The organism is Streptomyces sp. NPDC030143 (assembly GCF_055573695.1).
The window spans coordinates 56,511-72,028 of record NZ_JBVIAY010000014.1 but is presented as its reverse complement, the minus strand read 5'-3'; the positions used below and the strand labels follow the sequence as shown (position 1 = coordinate 72,028).

Genomic DNA, 15,518 nt, shown 5'->3' with positions numbered 1-15,518 from the left:
TCGACCCTCCAGGGTAGTCGGGCGGGAAGGTGGACGGCCGGGGTGTGTCAGCGCAGGACCGTCGCCCCGGGTGCCGGGCCCGATGCCGTGCGCACGCCGCGGCAGGTGCCCGACCGGCGCAGGGCCTCCGCGACCCGCGTCGCGGAGGCGGCGTCGCGGGTGAGGAACGCCGTGGTGGGGCCCGAGCCGGAGACGAGGGCAGCGAGGGCGCCGGCCGCGTGGCCGGCGGCGAGGGTGTCGGCCAGCCCGGGGAAGAGGGAGAGCGCGGCGGGCTGCAGGTCGTTGACGAGGGTGGCCGCGAGGGCGTCGGGGTCGCCCTTGGCGAGGGCGGCGAGGAGGTCCGGGGAGGCGACGGGCTCGGGGATGTCACGGCCCTCGGCGAGCCGGTCGAACTCGCGGAACACGGCCGGCGTCGACAGCCCCCGCCCGGCCATCGCGAACACCCAGTGGAAGGTGCCGCCGACCTCCAGCGCGGTCAGTCGCTCGCCCCGCCCGGTGCCGAGCGCGGCGCCGCCGACCAGGCTGAAGGGCACGTCGCTGCCCAGCTCGGCGCAGATCTCCAGCAGTTCGTCGCGGGAGGCGCCGGTGCCCCACAGGGCGTCGCAGGCGAGGAGCGCGCCCGCGCCGTCCGCGCTGCCGCCCGCCATCCCGCCGGCGACGGGGATGTCCTTGGCGATGTGGACGTGCACGTCGGGGGTGCGGCCGTGGCGCTCGGCGAGCGCGATCGCGGCGCGCGCGGCCAGGTTGCTGCGGTCGAGGGGGACCTGGGCGGCGTCCGGGCCCGCGCAGGTGACCCGCAGTCCGTCGGCCGGGGTGACCGTGACCTCGTCGTACAGGGAGACCGCGAGGAAGACGTTCGCCAGGTCGTGGAAGCCGTCGGGGCGGGCGGCGCCCACCGCGAGCTGGACGTTGACCTTCGCGGGGACGCGCACGGTGACGCTCACGCGGATTCCCTCCGGTGGTGCTCGGCGATGCGCGCGAACTCCTCGACGGTGAGCGACTCCCCGCGCGCCTGCGGGGACACCCCGGCCGCGACCAGGGCCGTCTCGGCCGCCGCGGCGGATCCCGCCCAGCCCGCGAGCGCGGCCCGCAGGGTCTTGCGGCGCTGGGCGAAGGCCGCGTCGACGACGGCGAAGACCTCGCGCCGGGAGGCGGTCGTCCTGATCGGTTCGGCGCGGCGGACGAGCGAGACCAGTCCGCTGTCGACGTTCGGCGCGGGCCAGAAGACGGTGCGCCCGATGGCTCCGGCGCGCTTGACGTCCGCGTACCAGTTGGCCTTGACCGACGGCACGCCGTACACCTTCGAACCGGGTGGCGCGGCGAGCCGGTCGGCGACCTCGGACTGGACCATGACGAGGGTGCGCTCGATGCTCGGGAAGGTCTCGAGCATGTGCAGCAGGACGGGCACGGCGACGTTGTAGGGGAGGTTGGCGACCAGCGCGGTCGGGGCGGGGCCCGGAAGTTCGGCGACGTGCAGGGCGTCGGAGTGCACGAGGGCGAACCGGTCGGCCCGCTCCGGCATGCGGGCCGCGACGGTCGCGGGGAGCGCGCCGGCGAGGACGTCGTCGATCTCGACGGCGGTGACGCGGTCGGCGACCTCCAGCAGGGCGAGGGTCAGCGAGCCGAGCCCCGGGCCCACCTCGACGACCACGTCGTCGGGGCGGACCTCGGCGGTGCGGACGATACGGCGGACCGTGTTCGCGTCGATCACGAAGTTCTGGCCGCGTTGCTTGGTGGGGCGTACGCCCAGGGCTGCCGCCAGTTCGCGGATGTCGGCGGGGCCCAGGAGGGCGTCATGGGTGGGGCTGCTGCTCACGGGACAAGGGTACGGGGCCGCACGGGGCGCGGCCGACGGCCGCACGGGGCGCGGCCGTCGGGGTCACTGCCCCTTCAGACGGGTGCCGCAGTGCGGCCAGGGGCTCGCCCCGCGTTGCACGTACAGCTTCTTCGCACGGAACGTCTGTTCGGCGGCGGGGGCGTCCTGGGGGCGGCCGGTGCCGCCGAGGCTCTGCCAGGTGCGGGTGTCGAACTGGTAGAGGCCGCCGTAGGTGCCCGACGGGTCGACCGCGTCGGGGCGGCCGCCGGACTCGCAGGCCGCGAGGCCCTGCCAGTTCAGGTGGTCGGCGCCGCGCACGGACCTCGGCAGCGGTTTGGTGCCGACCTTCACCACCTGTGCGCGTGGTTCGCGCACGACCTCGGTGCGGATCCGCCGCGGCTTCTGGCGGACGCCGTTGACGGTGCGCACGGCGTAGGTGATCCGCAGCAGACCCGGCTGCCCGGCCCGTTCCACGACCTCCGTGCCCCTGAAGACGGACGGGTCCTCGACGCGCCGCACCACGAACGGGATCTGCTGGTCGCGCACCTCCCGGCCGCCGGTGATCCGCAGCACGGTCACCGTCTGCCCGTCGCGCGGGAAGCTGCCGGGGGCGACGGAGGTGGTGTCCTGTCCGCGCAGGGTGATGCCGGCCTCCTGGACCGCCTCGCGCACGGTCGCCGCGTTGGTGCGGACGGTGCGGGCCCGGCCGTCGGCCATGATCGTCACGGCGCGTTCGGTGCGCACGTCCAGCGCGAGCCCCGCGCGCCCGATGCGCTGGGAGCGCGAGGCGGACAGGTACGCGCCCTCCGCTCGCACCCCGAGCTGGGCGAGCGCCCCCTCCACGGTGTGCGCCGTCGTCCACACCTCGCGCCGCTGTCCGTCCAGGGTGAGCCGTACGGGACGCCCGTAGCGGACGGCGATCTCGTCGCCGCTGGCGAGGGGCGTTCCCGGGGCGGGCGCCACCATGTCGTGCGCGCCGACCCGCACGCCCTCCTCGGCCAGCAGTTCGGTGACGTCGTCGGCGAAGGTGTGCAGGGTGCGCGGTGTGCCGTCGACGGTCAGCTCGATCGCCTTGTCCTCGGCGACGAAGGCGCTGGTGCCGCCGGCGAGGAACGCGACGACCAGGGCCCGCGGGAGCAGACGGCGCATCGCGGAGTCCGCCGAGCGCTCTGTGAAACGCGCTCTGCGCCGGCGCGCGGCCCGCCGCCCCGCCGCCTCCGGCGCGCCGGACGGCTCCACGGGGCTCCCCGGCTCCCCGCGTCCGCCCGGCCGTGACGGCTCGGGCAGCCGCACCGGTTCCGGCGGCGGGCCGGGGGGCTCGGGCGGCTCGGGGAGCTCGTAGGCGGGCCGGTAGGTGTCCTCGTACGAGCCGGGCGCCGCGTACACCCCGTACGCCAGCGTCTCCGCGCTGTGCAGGTCGGGGTGCGGGGCGCAGCCGCCGCCGTACGGCTCGCTCGGGCCGTACGGCGTCTCGAACGTCTGGTGGTGGGAGTTGCTCACGCCGACACGCTCCAGGGGGCCGCGGGGGTCCGGGGGCCCGGGTCCAGGGCCCCGATCGGGCCCCCAGAACCTAGCGGAGCGATCGTCACTCTCCAAAGCGGCGCGGCTACTCAGGGTTGTGTTCGGGCGGCGTCAGCAGGCGAACGCGCGCGCCGTGTTCACCGCGAGCGCCGTCGCCAGCGTGTCCTCGTCGACGCCCCGGACGGCCGCCATGGCGCGCACGGTGACGGGGATGAGGTACGGGGCGTTGGGCCGTCCGCGGTAGGGCGCGGGGGTGAGGAAGGGCGCGTCGGTCTCGACCAGGAGCAGCTCCGGCGGGGCCACCGCCACGGCGTCGCGCAGGTTCTGGGCGTTCTTGAAGGTGACATTGCCGGCGAAGGACATGAAGTAGCCGGCGCGGGCGCAGATCTCCGCCATCTCGGCGTCGCCGGAGTAGCAGTGGAAGACGGTGCGCTCGGGGGCGCCCTCCTCCTTGAGGATGCGCAGGACGTCGGCGTGGGCGTCGCGGTCGTGGATGACCAGGGCCTTGCCGTGCCGCTTGGCGATCTCGATGTGGGCGCGGAAGGAGTGCTCCTGCGCCTCCTTGCCCTCGGGGCCGGTGCGGAAGTGGTCGAGTCCCGTCTCGCCGACGCCCTTGACGTGCGGCAGCGCGGCCAGGCGGTCGATCTCGGCGAGCGCCTCGTCGAGCGCCGCCGCGCCCCCCGGCTCGCGCGCGCCCTGCCGGGACCAGCCGTCGGGGTCGCCGTGCACGATGCGTGGGGCCTCGTTGGGGTGCAGGGCGACGGCCGCGTGGACGGCGTCGTGGGCCGCCGCCGTCTCGGCCGCCCACCGCGAGCCGCGCACGTCGCAGCCGACCTGGACGACCGTCGTCACCCCGACCGACGCGGCTTTCGCGAGGGCCTCCTCGACCGTGCCGGACTGCATGTCGAGGTGGGTGTGGGAGTCGGCGACCGGCACCTGGAGGGGGGCCGGGAGCGGCGGCGGGGTGTTCTTGTCGGTGCGGTCGGCGGCGTTCGAAGGCATGCCCCGATCCTACGGAAGGGGCACCCCCCGGACCCGTCCCGCCCGGCTCGGCCGACCTCGCCCCGGAAGAACCGGGCCGGCCCCGTGCCGAGGCCCGCCCGTCGGCCTGCCCCCGGAAGGGCCCAGCCGACCCGGCGCCGAACGATTCAGCCCACCTCGCCCCTGAAGGACCGGGCCGGCCCCGTGCTGGAAGCCGGGTCTTCCCCCGAAGGGCTCAGCCGGCCTTGCGCTGGAAGGGGTGCAGGAGGTCGGAGAGGTGCCAGTGGTGGTGCTCCGGCGCCGCCCCGGCGTGCCCCTCGTCGTCCGCGGCGGTCACCGGCGCCTCGACCGGGCCGGCCGGCGGCACCGGCCGCCCCCGGCGGGTCGCGCTGAGCACGGAGGAGACCTGTCCCGCCCGCATGATGCGCACGAGGTGCCCGTCGCAGTTCTGACACGTCGGGCGGCTCAACGGGGACGGCACGGTCCGGCCGTCGGCCACGTAGAGCACGAACTCGTGCCCCTCGGCGTCCCGGTGGTGCTCTATCTCGTACGACTGCTCCCAGCCGTACCCGCAGCGCATGCAGGCGAAGGAGTACGACTCGTGCACGACCGGGGTCGCCGCGGTGCGCAGGCCGGTGTGCTCTGTGGTCTCGCTCATGCCAGCTCCTCTTGTCCGCTGGACCAAGGACGGGTGTGTCCTTCACCCAGTGGACTCCTCCCCGGAGGCGGGTGGAGGGGGCCTGTCGAGTGTTGGGTGCGATTTGGACTCCACTTGCCACAACGCCCCGTGAGCAGGCTGCGGACTTTGCCGTTCCGCTACGGCGGTTTGCCTGCCCGTGGGGCGTGCGCTCAGGGGATACGCGCCGTGCTCAGAAGGGATGTTCCCCCTGGTCAAGGGCGTGTGACCCCACACACACCGCTCACCCCTGGCGTCCCGCGTTCTTCACGGCGACCACCGCGTCGAACACCTCCCGCTTGGGAATGCCCGCCTCCTGCGCCACCGCCGCGATCGCCTCCTTGCGGCGCTCGCCGGCCTCCTCCCGGACCCGTACGCGCCGCACGAGCTCCTCCGCCCCGAGGTCCTCGGGCCCGCGGTCCGGCGCCCCGGAGACGACGACGGTGATCTCGCCGCGCACGCCCTCCGCCGCCCACGCCGCCAGCTCCTCCAGCGGGCCCCGCCGGACCTCCTCGTACGTCTTGGTCAGCTCACGGCAGACGGCGGCGCGCCGCTCGCCGCCGAAGACCTCGCTCATCGCGGCGAGGGTGTCGTCGAGACGGTGGGGGGCCTCGAAGTAGACGAGGGTGCGCCGCTCCTCGGCGACCTCCCGCAACCGCGACAGCCGCTCCCCCGCCTTGCGCGGCAGGAAGCCCTCGAAGCAGAAGCGGTCGACGGGCAGCCCGGACAGCGCGAGGGCGGTGAGCACGGCGGAGGGGCCGGGGACGGCGGTGACGCGGACGTCCTTCTCCACGGCCGCCGCGACGAGCCGGTATCCGGGGTCGGACACCGACGGCATCCCGGCGTCCGTGACGAGCAGCACGCGCGCGCCGCCGAGGAGCTCGTCGACGAGTTCCGGTGTGCGGGCCGACTCGTTGCCCTCGAAGTACGACACGACGCGCCCCCTGGGCGTGACGTCCAGCGCCTGGGTGAGGCGCCGCAGCCGGCGGGTGTCCTCGGCGGCGATCACATCGGCGCCGGCCAGCTCCTCGGCGAGCCGGGGCGGAGCGTCCGCGATGTCGCCGATGGGAGTGCCGGCAAGGACCAGGGTTCCGGGTGTGACTGTCACGTTTCCAGTCTCGCAGGGGGTGAGCCACGGGAATCCCACGGAAGGGTTCCCTACGATGGCGCGGTGACCAGTACCGCGTCCTCCACGGACTCCACGGACTACCGGCAGGGCCACGCGCCGCAGGACCAGCGGCCTGCGTGGCGGCAGCGGCTGCGCCGTTTCGGATACGCGGCGGAGCCGGGCGGCGACGTCCGCGCCCGGCTGGTGCCGCCGTACGCCGAGCCGAGCCCGCGCCTGTGGCAGGCCCTCGGGGTGCCGCCCACCCTGGCGGAGCGGATCACGCGCTGGTCGGGCTGGATCGGTCCGCTGCTGGTGACGCTGCTGGCGGGCGGGCTGCGGTTCTGGAACCTGGGCAGCCCGAAGGCGGTGATATTCGACGAGACGTACTACGCCAAGGACGCGTGGGCGCTCGTCCACCGCGGTTTCGAGGTCAACTGGGACAAGAACGCCAACGACCTCATCCTCTCCTCGGGCGGTCAGGTCACGATCCCGTCGGACGCGGCGTACGTCGTGCATCCGCCGGTCGGCAAGTACGTCATCGGGCTGGGCGAACTGCTCTTCGGGTTCGACCCGTTCGGCTGGCGGTTCATGACGGCGCTGCTGGGCACGCTGAGCGTGCTCATGCTGTGCCGGATCGGGCGGCGGCTGTTCCGCTCGACGTTCCTGGGCTGTCTGGCGGGCGCGCTGATGGCGGTGGACGGGCTGCACTTCGTGATGAGCCGGGCCGCGCTGCTCGACGGGGTGCTGATGTTCTTCGTGCTGGCGACGTTCGGCTGTCTGCTGATCGACCGCGACAGGGCACGCGAGCGGCTCGCGGCGGCGCTGCCGAAGGACGCGGACGGGTGGCACCGGCCCGACGCGGACGTCGCGCAGACCGCTCGGCTGGGGTGGCGGCCGTGGCGCTGGGCGGCCGGGGTGACGCTGGGCCTGGCCATCGGCACGAAGTGGAACGGCTTGTACATCATGGTCGCGTTCTGCCTGATGACGGTGTTGTGGGACGTCGCCGCACGCCGGGTCGCCGGGGCGCGCCGTCCCTACGCGGCGGTGCTGAGGCGGGACACCGGGGGGGCGTTCCTCGCCACCGTGCCGGTCGCGCTGGTGACGTATCTGGTGTCGTGGACGGGCTGGATCCTCTCCGCCCGGAACGGCTCGGGCGGCTACTACCGCGACTGGGCGACCGCGAACGGGCGCAGCAGCGAGTGGTCGTGGCTGTTCCCGGACTGGTGGCTGAGCCTGTGGCACTACGAGCACGAGGTGTTCGAGTTCCACACCCATCTGACCTCGCCGCACACGTACCAGTCGAACCCGTGGAGCTGGATCGTCCTGGGCCGCCCGGTGTCGTACTTCTACGAGTCCCCGGCGCCGGGCACGGACGGCTGTCCGGTGAACGCGGGTGAGAAGTGCGCGCGGGAGGTCCTCGCGATCGGCACGCCGATGCTGTGGTGGGCGGCCTGCTTCGCGATCCTGTTCGTGCTGTGGCGCTGGCTGCTGCGCCGCGACTGGCGGGCGGGCGCGATCGCCTGCGGCATCGCGGCCGGCTACCTGCCGTGGTTCCTGTACCAGGAGCGCACGATCTTCCTCTTCTACGCGGTCGTCTTCCTGCCGTTCCTGTGTCTGGCGGTGGCGATGATGATCGGGGCGATCGTCGGACGGCCGGGCTCGGGCGACACACGCCGGGTGGTGGGTGCGACGAGCGCGGGCGTGCTGGTGCTGCTGATCGCCTGGAACTTCATCTACTTCTGGCCGCTGTACACGGGCACGGCCATCCCGATCGACGACTGGCGCACCCGGATGTGGCTGGACACCTGGGTGTAGCCGACCGACAGCGACACCCGAGGGGCCGGCCGGCGGCGCCCGACCCCGCCGACACCGGCACCCGACCCGCCGGCCGTCACCGGGATCCGCCCCGGCCGGCCGTCACCGGGACCCGCCCGGCCGGCCGTCACCGGCATCCGCCCGGCCGGTCGTCGTGCCGTCCGCGGCGGTACCGGGCGTTCATGTACGTGGCCGGACATCGGGTCTCATTCAGCTCTCGGAACGACCGCGAAATCCCCATCCCGCGGTCTCCGTTCGGACAACTTCTCGAACTCCCGTCACAGGAGGCCCCCGGTCCGCATACAGTGCGGGGCAGGGCCGGCTTTCCTGAACGCGTTCAAAACGCCGTCGGAAGGTCTCACGGGGCAAACGGGGAGGATGCGCACCATGCGCAAGGGGGTCAAGGCCGCGATCGTCGGCTCGGTGTTGGCGGTGATGGTGGGCGGGGCCGGTTACGGCACCTACAACGTCGTCAACGCGCTGAACGGGGGCGGCGGCAGCGGTGCCGGGGCGAGCGGGCCGGTGACGACGAAGAAGAGCGGGCCGCCCGGCAGTTCCGAGGTGAAGCAGACGAGCGCGGAGTTCTTCGAGGCCTGGGAGAAGGGCGAGGCGGTCACGGCCGCCGGTCTGACCGACAACGCGGCGAAGGCGGAGCCGCTGTTGACCTCGTACGCGGAGAGCGCCCACATCACCGGTGTGAAGATCACCCCGGGTGTGGCGGACGGTCCCACGGTGCCGTTCACGGTCCGGGCGACGGTGTCGTACGAGGGAAAGTCCAAGCCGCTGGCGTACCGGAGCCGGCTGACGGTGGTGCGGGGGGTCACCACCGGCAAGGCGCTGGTCGACTGGCAGCCGTCGGTCGTCCACCCGCAGCTGAAGTCCATGGACGACACCCTGGTCACCGGCGAGTCGGCGGCGCCGCCGATCGAGGCCGTGGACCGCGACGGGAAGGTCCTGACGAAGGAGGACTACCCCTCGCTCGGGCCGATCCTCGACGAACTGCGCGCCAAGTACGGCGACAAGGCGGGCGGCACGCCCGGCATCGAGCTGGCGATCCGGCACGCCACCCCCGACACCGCCGACACCCCGCTGGTGACGCTCGCCGAGGGCAGGGCGGGCCGACTGACGACCACGCTCCGCGCGGGGGTGCAGGCGGCGGCCGAGAAGGCGGTGCTGAGGTACGGCGACTCCTCGGTGGTGGCCGTCCAGCCGAGCACCGGGGACGTGCTGGCCGTCGCCAACCACCGCACCGACGGCTGGAACGCCGCGTTCCTCGGAGAGGTGGCGCCCGGCTCCACGATGAAGATCGTCAGCGCGGCCACCCTCATCGACAACGGGCTCACCACGGCGAACGGGCCGGCGCCCTGTCCGTCGGAGGCCGTCTCGGAGAGCCAGACCTTCCACAACCTCACGGGCATGCGGCCGGACGAGGACGCGACGCTCGCCGAGAGCTTCGCCCGCTCCTGCAACACGGCCTTCATCAAGTTCGCCGACGAGGTCGGGGTGGACTCGCTCACGAACGAGGCGAAGGAGCGGTTCGGCATCGGCCTGGACTGGAAGACCGGCATCCCCTCCTTCGACGGTTCGGTTCCGGCCGCCGGCGGCCCGGACACCGCGGCCGCCCTGATCGGCCAGGGCCAGGTCCAGATGAACCCGCTGAACATGGCGTCGATCACCGCGACCGCGATGACGGGCAGCTTCCGGCAGCCGGTCATCGTGCCGCTGAGCCTCGACGGCCGGGAACCGGCCCGGGCCCGGGGGCTGTCCGCGAGCACGGTGCAGCAGTTGCGGTCGATGATGAACCGCACCGCGACCAGCGGCACCGCCGCCGGGGTGATGTCCGGCCTCGGCGGCCGCACCGGTGCGAAGACCGGCTCCGCCGAGGTCGACGGCAACGCCGCGTCCGACAGCTGGTTCACCGGCTACCGCGACGACGTCGCCGCGGCGGCCCTGGTCCAGTCGGGCGGCCACGGAGTCGACGCGGCGGGCCCGATCGTCGCCTCGGTCCTGAGGTCGACGGGCTGACCACCGCGTACCCCCGCGGTGCGCGGGCCGACGGGCGCCGCGATCCGGGGCGTGGGACGGGTGGGTGACGTCACATCTGACGTCGCCCACAGGACGGGACTCTAGGCTGTCAGCGATCGTTGGGTCGGTGAGGGCGACGAGGGCCCGTCCGGAGCGCGGAGGAGCGGCAGGCTGTGGGCAAGAGAAGGCGCGTCGCCGAGCGACGGAACAAGCGGCCCGCCCTGATCGGCGGTGTGATCGCCGTCGTGGTCGGCGCCGGTTGCGGCGGCTACGTGCTGTACGGCGGCGGCTCGGCGGACGGCGACGGCTCGGCCGAGGCCACGCAGAGGGCGTCGGCGATCAAGACCGGTCCCCTGTCCGACACCGAGGTCACCACCGCGGCCCGCGCCTTCCTCACCGCCTGGCAGCGGGGCGGCGTCGCGCAGGCCGCCGCAGCCACCGACGACCCCGCGGCCGCGACGGCCCTGCTCACCGGCTACGCCAAGGACGCGCACGTCACCGGTGTCACCCTCACCCCCCGCGTCCGCACCGGCGACAAGGTCCCCTTCTCCGTCAAGGGCACGGTGACCTACAAGCGGACCGGCAAGCCGCTGGCGTACGACAGCGCGCTGACCGTGGTGCGCCGGGCCGAGGACGGCAAGCCGCTGGTCGACTGGCACGCCTCCGTCGTCCACCCCGACCTGGCCGACGGCGACACGCTGGTGACCGGCGAGGCCGGCGACCCGCCCGTCAAGGCCCTCGACCGCGACGGTGGCGAGCTGACCGCGAAGAAGTACCCGTCGCTGGGCACGGTGCTGGACGGCCTGCGCGAGAAGTATGGCAAGAAGGCCGGCGGCACGGCGGGCGTCGAACTGCGCGTGGTGCGCGGCAAGGCGTCCAAGGCGAGGAAGGCCTCCGACAAGACGCTCCTGGAGCTGAGCGAGGGCACGCCGGGCACAGTAAAAACGACCCTGAGCGCCTCCCTCCAGGCCGCCGCCGAGCGGCAGGTGGCGAGCCGTCCGCGCGCGTCGGTCGTGGCGATGCGCGCCTCGACCGGCGAGATCCTCGCCGTGGCCAACAGCAACCCGAACTTCAACACGGCCTTCCAGGGCTCGCTGGCGCCCGGCTCGACCATGAAGGTCATCACGTCGTCCCTGCTGATCGAGAAGGGCCTGGCGTCGGCGGACAAGACGCACCCGTGCCCGAAGTACTTCGCGTACGGCGGCTGGAAGTTCCAGAACGACGACGAGTTCGAGATCAAGGGCGGCACGTTCAAGGCGAGCTTCGCCCGCTCCTGCAACACCGCCTTCATCAGCCAGGCGGGCGAGCTGGACGACGACAGCCTCACCCGGCAGGCCCAGCAGGTCTTCGGCCTGTCGATGAACAACTGGGCCGTCGGCGTGCCCACCTTCGACGGCTCGGTGCCGGTGCAGTCCAAGGCGCAGATGGCCGCGTCGCTCATCGGGCAGGGCGGGGTGCGGATGAACCCGCTGAACATGGCGTCGGTCTCGGCGACCGTCAGGTCGGGCACCTTCCACCAGCCGTACCTGGTCGCACCCTCCGTCGACGGCCGCACGCTCGCCACCGCAGCCCGCAGCATGTCGTCGTCGACGCTGTCGCAGCTGCGGGAGCTGATGACGTACACGGCCGCCTACGGCACGGCCGCCGAGGCGATGTCCGGCCTCGGCCCCGACTACGGCGCCAAGACGGGCTCGGCGGAGGTCGACAACCAGGAGAAGCCCAACGGCTGGTTCACCGCCTACCGCGGCGACATCGCGGCCGCGGGCGTCGTCCAGGCGGGCGGGCACGGCGGCGACACGGCCGGACCGATCGTCGCGGCGCTGCTGAAGGCGGCGGGATGACGACCGACGGCGACGGGCTGACGGGGACCGGCTGACGGTTGGTCGGCGTCGGCCGACCCACGGCGATCCGCCGACGGCGGCCGGCTGACCACTGACGGCGGCCGGCTGACCGCGGCCGGCCGGGAGCCGCCCGCCGCGGGTCGAGCACCGTCGTCGGTCAGCGGCTGACGGTGGGCTGCTGTGCCGCCGTGTACGTACGGCGCAGGAACCGCAGGAGCGTCTTGGACTCGAACTGCACGACCGAGACACCCTGCGCGGAGTGGAACTCGACGACGGCCTGGACGCGCCCGCACGGCCACACGCGCACCGCGCCGCTGCCGACGGGGGCGCGCAGGCCCTGTTCGAGCAGGGCCCGGGCGAGCGTCCACTCCCGTCGCCCCGGCAGGCCCACCCGGACCGCACGCGGATCGTCCTCGGGGTCGTAGCGCAGGACGACGGGGACGGCCGCCTGTTCCTCCTCGAGGCGGTCGGCGTCGGTGACGATGTGGGCTCGCGCGTACTGCTCGACTACGGACATCGACCGGACCCTTCACCCTGGGTGACCTGTGCGGAAGCTGTGCGTCCACCCCCCTCCAATGTCGCATATTTTCCGGGAGCCGCTCCTCGGGGCCGGCCTATCTCACATGTGCGATACACGGATCCCGAACGGGACATCCTCGCTCTTGCAACCCGTTCGCATTAGGCCACTATCATCGAACGGTGCACGTACCCGACGGATTCATAGACGCCCCGACCTCCGCCGCGGCCGGAGTGGTCGCCGCGGGCGCCATCGCCGTGAGCCTGCGCGGCGCGCGCCGCGAACTCGACGAGCGGACCGCACCGCTGGCCGGCCTGGTGGCGGCGTTCATCTTCGCCGTGCAGATGCTGAACTTCCCCGTCGCGGCGGGAACCAGCGGCCATCTGCTCGGCGGCGCGCTCGCCGCGATACTCGTGGGCCCCTTCACCGGGGTCCTGTGCGTGTCCGTGGTCCTGCTGATGCAGGGCATCCTCTTCGCCGACGGCGGCCTGACCGCACTCGGCGTGAACATCACCGTCATGGCGGGCGTGACGACCGTCGTGGCGTACACCGTCTTCCGCGCCCTGGTGAAGGTGCTGCCGCGCGGCCGCCGGTCCGTCACCACCGCCTCCTTCGTCGCCGCGCTGCTGTCCGTGCCGGCCGCCGCCCTCGCCTTCACGCTCATCTACTGGATCGGCGGCACCACCGACGTGGCGATCGGCAAGGTCGCCACCGCGATGGTCGGCGTGCACGTGCTGATCGGCCTCGGTGAGGCCGCGATCACCGCGCTGACCGTCGGCGCCGTCATCGCCGTGCGCCCGGACCTCGTGCACGGAGCGCGCGGTCTGCGGCAGAAGCTCCGGTTGCGCGTGAACGGCGAACTCGTCGACGCGCCCGCCGCCGAGGAGGCGCGCACGGCGCCCGTCGCGGCACGCACCTCGCGGCGCACGCTCTGGGTGAGCGGTCTGGTCACCTCCCTCGTCCTCGCCGGCTTCGTCAGCTTCTACGCCTCCGCGAACCCCGACGGCCTGGAGAAGGTCGCCGCCGACCAGGGCATCGACCAGAAGGCCGAGGAGCACGCGGCCGCCGACTCCCCGCTCGCCGACTACGGCGTCAAGGACGTCGACGACGCCCGCCTGTCCGGGGGGCTGGCCGGCGTCATCGGCGTCGGTGCGACGGTCGTCGCGGGCACCGGTGTGTTCTGGGCGGTGCGCCGGCGCCGTTCGGCGGACACCTCGCCGACCGCGCTCGAGAACGTCTGAGATGGGCGCCGGGCACGCTCACAAGCTCTACCGGCACGGGCACTCGGCGGTGCACGCGCTGCCGCCGCACACCAAACTGGCCGCCACGTTCGCCTTCGTGGTGGTCGTCGTGTCGACGCCGCGCGAGGCCATGTGGGCGTTCGGCCTGTACGCGGTCCTGCTCGGCGTCGTCGCGTTCCGTGCCCGCGTGCCCGCCGGATTCCTGTTGCGGCGGCTGCTGATCGAGGTGCCGTTCGTGGCGTTCGCGGTGCTGATGCCGTTCGTGGCGGAGGGCGAGCGGGTGGACGTCCTCGGCGTGTCGCTCAGCGTCAGCGGTCTGTGGGGCGCGTGGAACGTGCTGGCCAAGGGCACCCTGGGGGTGGCCGCCTCGGTGATCCTCGCCGCCACCACCGAGCTGCGCGAACTCCTCCTCGGTCTGCAACGGTTGAGGCTCCCGCCGCTCCTCGTCCAGATCGCGTCCTTCATGATCCGTTACGGCGACGTCATCACGGACGAGATGCGGCGCATGCGCATCGCCCGGGAGTCGCGCGGGTTCGAGGCGAGCGGCGTACGGCACTGGGGCGTCCTCGCCAAGACCGCCGGCGCGCTGTTCATCCGCTCCTACGAGCGCGGGGAGCGGGTGCACCTGGCCATGGTCAGCCGCGGGTACGCCGGCAGCATGCCGGTGATCGACGAGGTGACCGCCTCACGCGCGCAGTGGTCGTACGCCCTCGCGCTCCCCTTGTCCGCGCTCGTCGTCTGTGTGCTGGGATGGACGCTGTGACCGCTTCCCTCGAGGTCTCGGGCCTCGCCTTCGCCTACCCCGACGGCCATCAGGCGCTGTTCGGCGTGGACTTCTCGATCGCGCGCGGCGAACGGGTGGCGCTGCTCGGGCCGAACGGCGCCGGCAAGACGACGCTCGTGCTGCACCTGAACGGCATCCTGACCGGCGGCGCCGGCACGGTGACGGTGGCCGGGCTGCCCGTCGGCAGGCAGCACATGGCCGAGATCCGGCGCCGGGTCGGCATCGTCTTCCAGGACCCGGACGACCAGTTGTTCATGCCGACCGTGCGTGAGGACGTGGCGTTCGGGCCGGCCGCCGCCGGGATCAGGGGCGCGGAGCTGGAGGAGCGCGTGGACCGCGCGCTCGGGCGGGTCGGCATGGCGGAGTTCAAGGACCGTCCGCCGCACCACCTGTCGTTCGGGCAGCGTCGCCGGGTCGCCGTCGCGACCGTGCTGGCGATGGAGCCGGAGATCCTCGTCCTGGACGAGCCGTCCTCCAACCTCGACCCCGCCTCGCGCCGCGAACTGGCCGACATCCTGCGCTCGTTGGACGTCACGGTGCTCATGGTCACGCACGACCTCCCCTATGCGCTGGAGCTGTGCCCGCGCTCGCTGGTTCTCAGTGACGGCGTCATCGCGGCGGACGGCCGCACGGCCGACCTGCTCGCCGACGACGCGCTGATGCGCGCCCACCGTCTGGAGCTGCCCTTCGGGTTCGACCCGCGCTCCGTGACAATGGGCGCGTGACGAACGAGGAGACCGAGGGCTCGCTGCTGCTGGACGAGCAGCTGTGCTTCGCGCTGTACGCCGCACAGCGCGCGGTGACGGCCGCGTACCGTCCGCTCCTGGACGAGCTGGGGCTGACCTATCCGCAGTACCTGGTGCTGCTGGTGCTGTGGGAGCGCGGCGAGATCACCGTCAAGGAGCTGGCCGGGGCCCTGCGGCTCGACTACGGCACGGTGTCGCCGCTGCTGAAACGGCTGGAGACGGCGGGGCTGGTGCGCCGGCAGCGCTCGGCGCATGACGAGCGCTCGGTGCTCGTGGTGTGCACCGGGCGCGCGGCGGAGCTGAAGGGGCGCGCGGAGCGCGTTCCCGGCGCGCTGCTCACGGCGGCCGGCCTGGAAACGGCGGAGGTGGCGCGGCTGCGCGAGGAACTGTGGGGCCTCGCGGAGCGGGCGGGAGCGGCGGCGGACCGCGCGCGCTGATCCCGGATCA

The 15,518-nt window shown here is 73.3% G+C and carries 14 protein-coding genes; 7 read left to right on the top strand and 7 right to left on the bottom strand.

Annotated elements, in window-relative coordinates; all coding sequences use genetic code 11:
* Positions 1-47: 47 nt before the first annotated feature.
* The 6 genes from ACZ4YY_RS23500 to rsmI form a co-directional block, all read right to left on the bottom strand.
* On the bottom strand, positions 48-944 hold the full coding sequence (locus ACZ4YY_RS23500) for a 4-(cytidine 5'-diphospho)-2-C-methyl-D-erythritol kinase (RefSeq protein ID WP_468293419.1): 897 nt from the start codon (positions 942-944) through the stop codon (positions 48-50).
* Complete coding sequence (gene rsmA / locus ACZ4YY_RS23495) at positions 941-1,816, bottom strand: 16S rRNA (adenine(1518)-N(6)/adenine(1519)-N(6))-dimethyltransferase RsmA (protein WP_468293416.1); 876 nt, start codon at positions 1,814-1,816, stop codon at positions 941-943. Before rsmA ends, ACZ4YY_RS23500 begins: the two co-directional genes overlap by 4 nt.
* 63 nt (positions 1,817-1,879) lie before the next feature.
* Entirely contained in the window at positions 1,880-3,316 is a 1,437-nt protein-coding gene (locus ACZ4YY_RS23490; protein ID WP_468293413.1) for a ubiquitin-like domain-containing protein, read from the bottom strand.
* A gap of 132 nt (positions 3,317-3,448) precedes the next feature.
* Complete coding sequence (locus ACZ4YY_RS23485; RefSeq protein WP_468293411.1) at positions 3,449-4,339, bottom strand: TatD family hydrolase; 891 nt, start codon at positions 4,337-4,339, stop codon at positions 3,449-3,451.
* 214 nt (positions 4,340-4,553) lie between these two features.
* The gene (locus ACZ4YY_RS23480) at positions 4,554-4,976 is read right to left on the bottom strand and encodes a hypothetical protein (RefSeq protein WP_468293408.1); all 423 of its coding nucleotides are present in this window, start codon (positions 4,974-4,976) and stop codon (positions 4,554-4,556) included.
* 262 nt (positions 4,977-5,238) lie between these two features.
* A complete protein-coding gene (rsmI, locus tag ACZ4YY_RS23475; protein WP_468293406.1) occupies positions 5,239-6,102 on the bottom strand; it encodes a 16S rRNA (cytidine(1402)-2'-O)-methyltransferase in 864 nt (287 codons plus the stop codon).
* Positions 6,103-6,165: 63 nt separating this feature from the next.
* Here rsmI and ACZ4YY_RS23470 point away from each other — a divergent pair, with 63 nt between their 5' ends.
* The 3 genes from ACZ4YY_RS23470 to ACZ4YY_RS23460 all read left to right on the top strand — a co-directional run bounded on the left by ACZ4YY_RS23470 (position 6,166) and on the right by ACZ4YY_RS23460 (position 11,783).
* Positions 6,166-7,917 (top strand): dolichyl-phosphate-mannose--protein mannosyltransferase, encoded by a 1,752-nt coding sequence (locus ACZ4YY_RS23470; RefSeq protein ID WP_468293403.1) that lies wholly within the window; start codon positions 6,166-6,168, stop codon positions 7,915-7,917.
* A 387-nt stretch (positions 7,918-8,304) separates the two neighbouring features.
* Positions 8,305-9,942, top strand: a complete 1,638-nt coding sequence (locus ACZ4YY_RS23465; RefSeq protein ID WP_468293401.1) for a penicillin-binding transpeptidase domain-containing protein — start codon at positions 8,305-8,307, stop codon at positions 9,940-9,942.
* Positions 9,943-10,115: 173 nt separating this feature from the next.
* The gene (locus tag ACZ4YY_RS23460) at positions 10,116-11,783 is read left to right on the top strand and encodes a penicillin-binding transpeptidase domain-containing protein (protein WP_468293398.1); all 1,668 of its coding nucleotides are present in this window, start codon (positions 10,116-10,118) and stop codon (positions 11,781-11,783) included.
* Between the two features lie 157 nt (positions 11,784-11,940).
* Here ACZ4YY_RS23460 and ACZ4YY_RS23455 read toward each other — a convergent pair whose 3' ends face one another.
* Positions 11,941-12,300 carry an SsgA family sporulation/cell division regulator gene (locus ACZ4YY_RS23455; RefSeq protein ID WP_468293396.1) on the bottom strand — a complete coding sequence of 120 codons (360 nt, stop codon included), beginning with the start codon at positions 12,298-12,300 and terminating at the stop codon, positions 11,941-11,943.
* 182 nt (positions 12,301-12,482) lie between these two features.
* On the opposite strand from ACZ4YY_RS23455, the gene ACZ4YY_RS23450 reads away from it, so the two are divergent.
* From ACZ4YY_RS23450 to ACZ4YY_RS23435, 4 genes are read left to right on the top strand one after another with little or no spacing between them, the layout of a single operon-like run.
* Positions 12,483-13,541, top strand: coding sequence for an energy-coupling factor ABC transporter permease (locus ACZ4YY_RS23450; protein WP_468293394.1), 1,059 nt, complete (start codon positions 12,483-12,485; stop codon positions 13,539-13,541).
* Between the two features lies 1 nt (position 13,542).
* Positions 13,543-14,304, top strand: coding sequence for a cobalt ECF transporter T component CbiQ (gene cbiQ, locus ACZ4YY_RS23445; protein ID WP_468293391.1), 762 nt, complete (start codon positions 13,543-13,545; stop codon positions 14,302-14,304).
* On the top strand, positions 14,292-15,050 hold the full coding sequence (locus tag ACZ4YY_RS23440) for an energy-coupling factor ABC transporter ATP-binding protein (RefSeq protein ID WP_468293388.1): 759 nt from the start codon (positions 14,292-14,294) through the stop codon (positions 15,048-15,050). Before cbiQ ends, ACZ4YY_RS23440 begins: the two co-directional genes overlap by 13 nt.
* The gene (locus ACZ4YY_RS23435; protein ID WP_468293385.1) at positions 15,047-15,508 is read left to right on the top strand and encodes a MarR family winged helix-turn-helix transcriptional regulator; all 462 of its coding nucleotides are present in this window, start codon (positions 15,047-15,049) and stop codon (positions 15,506-15,508) included. Before ACZ4YY_RS23440 ends, ACZ4YY_RS23435 begins: the two co-directional genes overlap by 4 nt.
* Positions 15,509-15,518: the final 10 nt, after the last annotated feature.

What these genes read in the sequence shown, in the direction of transcription:
- ACZ4YY_RS23485 (WP_468293411.1), bottom strand. Translation starts at nt 4,339, where the DNA reads ATGCCTTCGAACGCCGCCGACCGCACCGACAAGAACACCCCGCCGCCG.
- ACZ4YY_RS23480 (WP_468293408.1), bottom strand. Translation starts at nt 4,976, where the DNA reads ATGAGCGAGACCACAGAGCACACCGGCCTGCGCACCGCGGCGACCCCG.
- ACZ4YY_RS23465 (WP_468293401.1), top strand. Translation starts at nt 8,305, where the DNA reads ATGCGCAAGGGGGTCAAGGCCGCGATCGTCGGCTCGGTGTTGGCGGTG.
- ACZ4YY_RS23455 (WP_468293396.1), bottom strand. Translation starts at nt 12,300, where the DNA reads ATGTCCGTAGTCGAGCAGTACGCGCGAGCCCACATCGTCACCGACGCC.
- cbiQ (WP_468293391.1), top strand. Translation starts at nt 13,543, where the DNA reads ATGGGCGCCGGGCACGCTCACAAGCTCTACCGGCACGGGCACTCGGCG.
- ACZ4YY_RS23440 (WP_468293388.1), top strand. Translation starts at nt 14,292, where the DNA reads ATGGACGCTGTGACCGCTTCCCTCGAGGTCTCGGGCCTCGCCTTCGCC.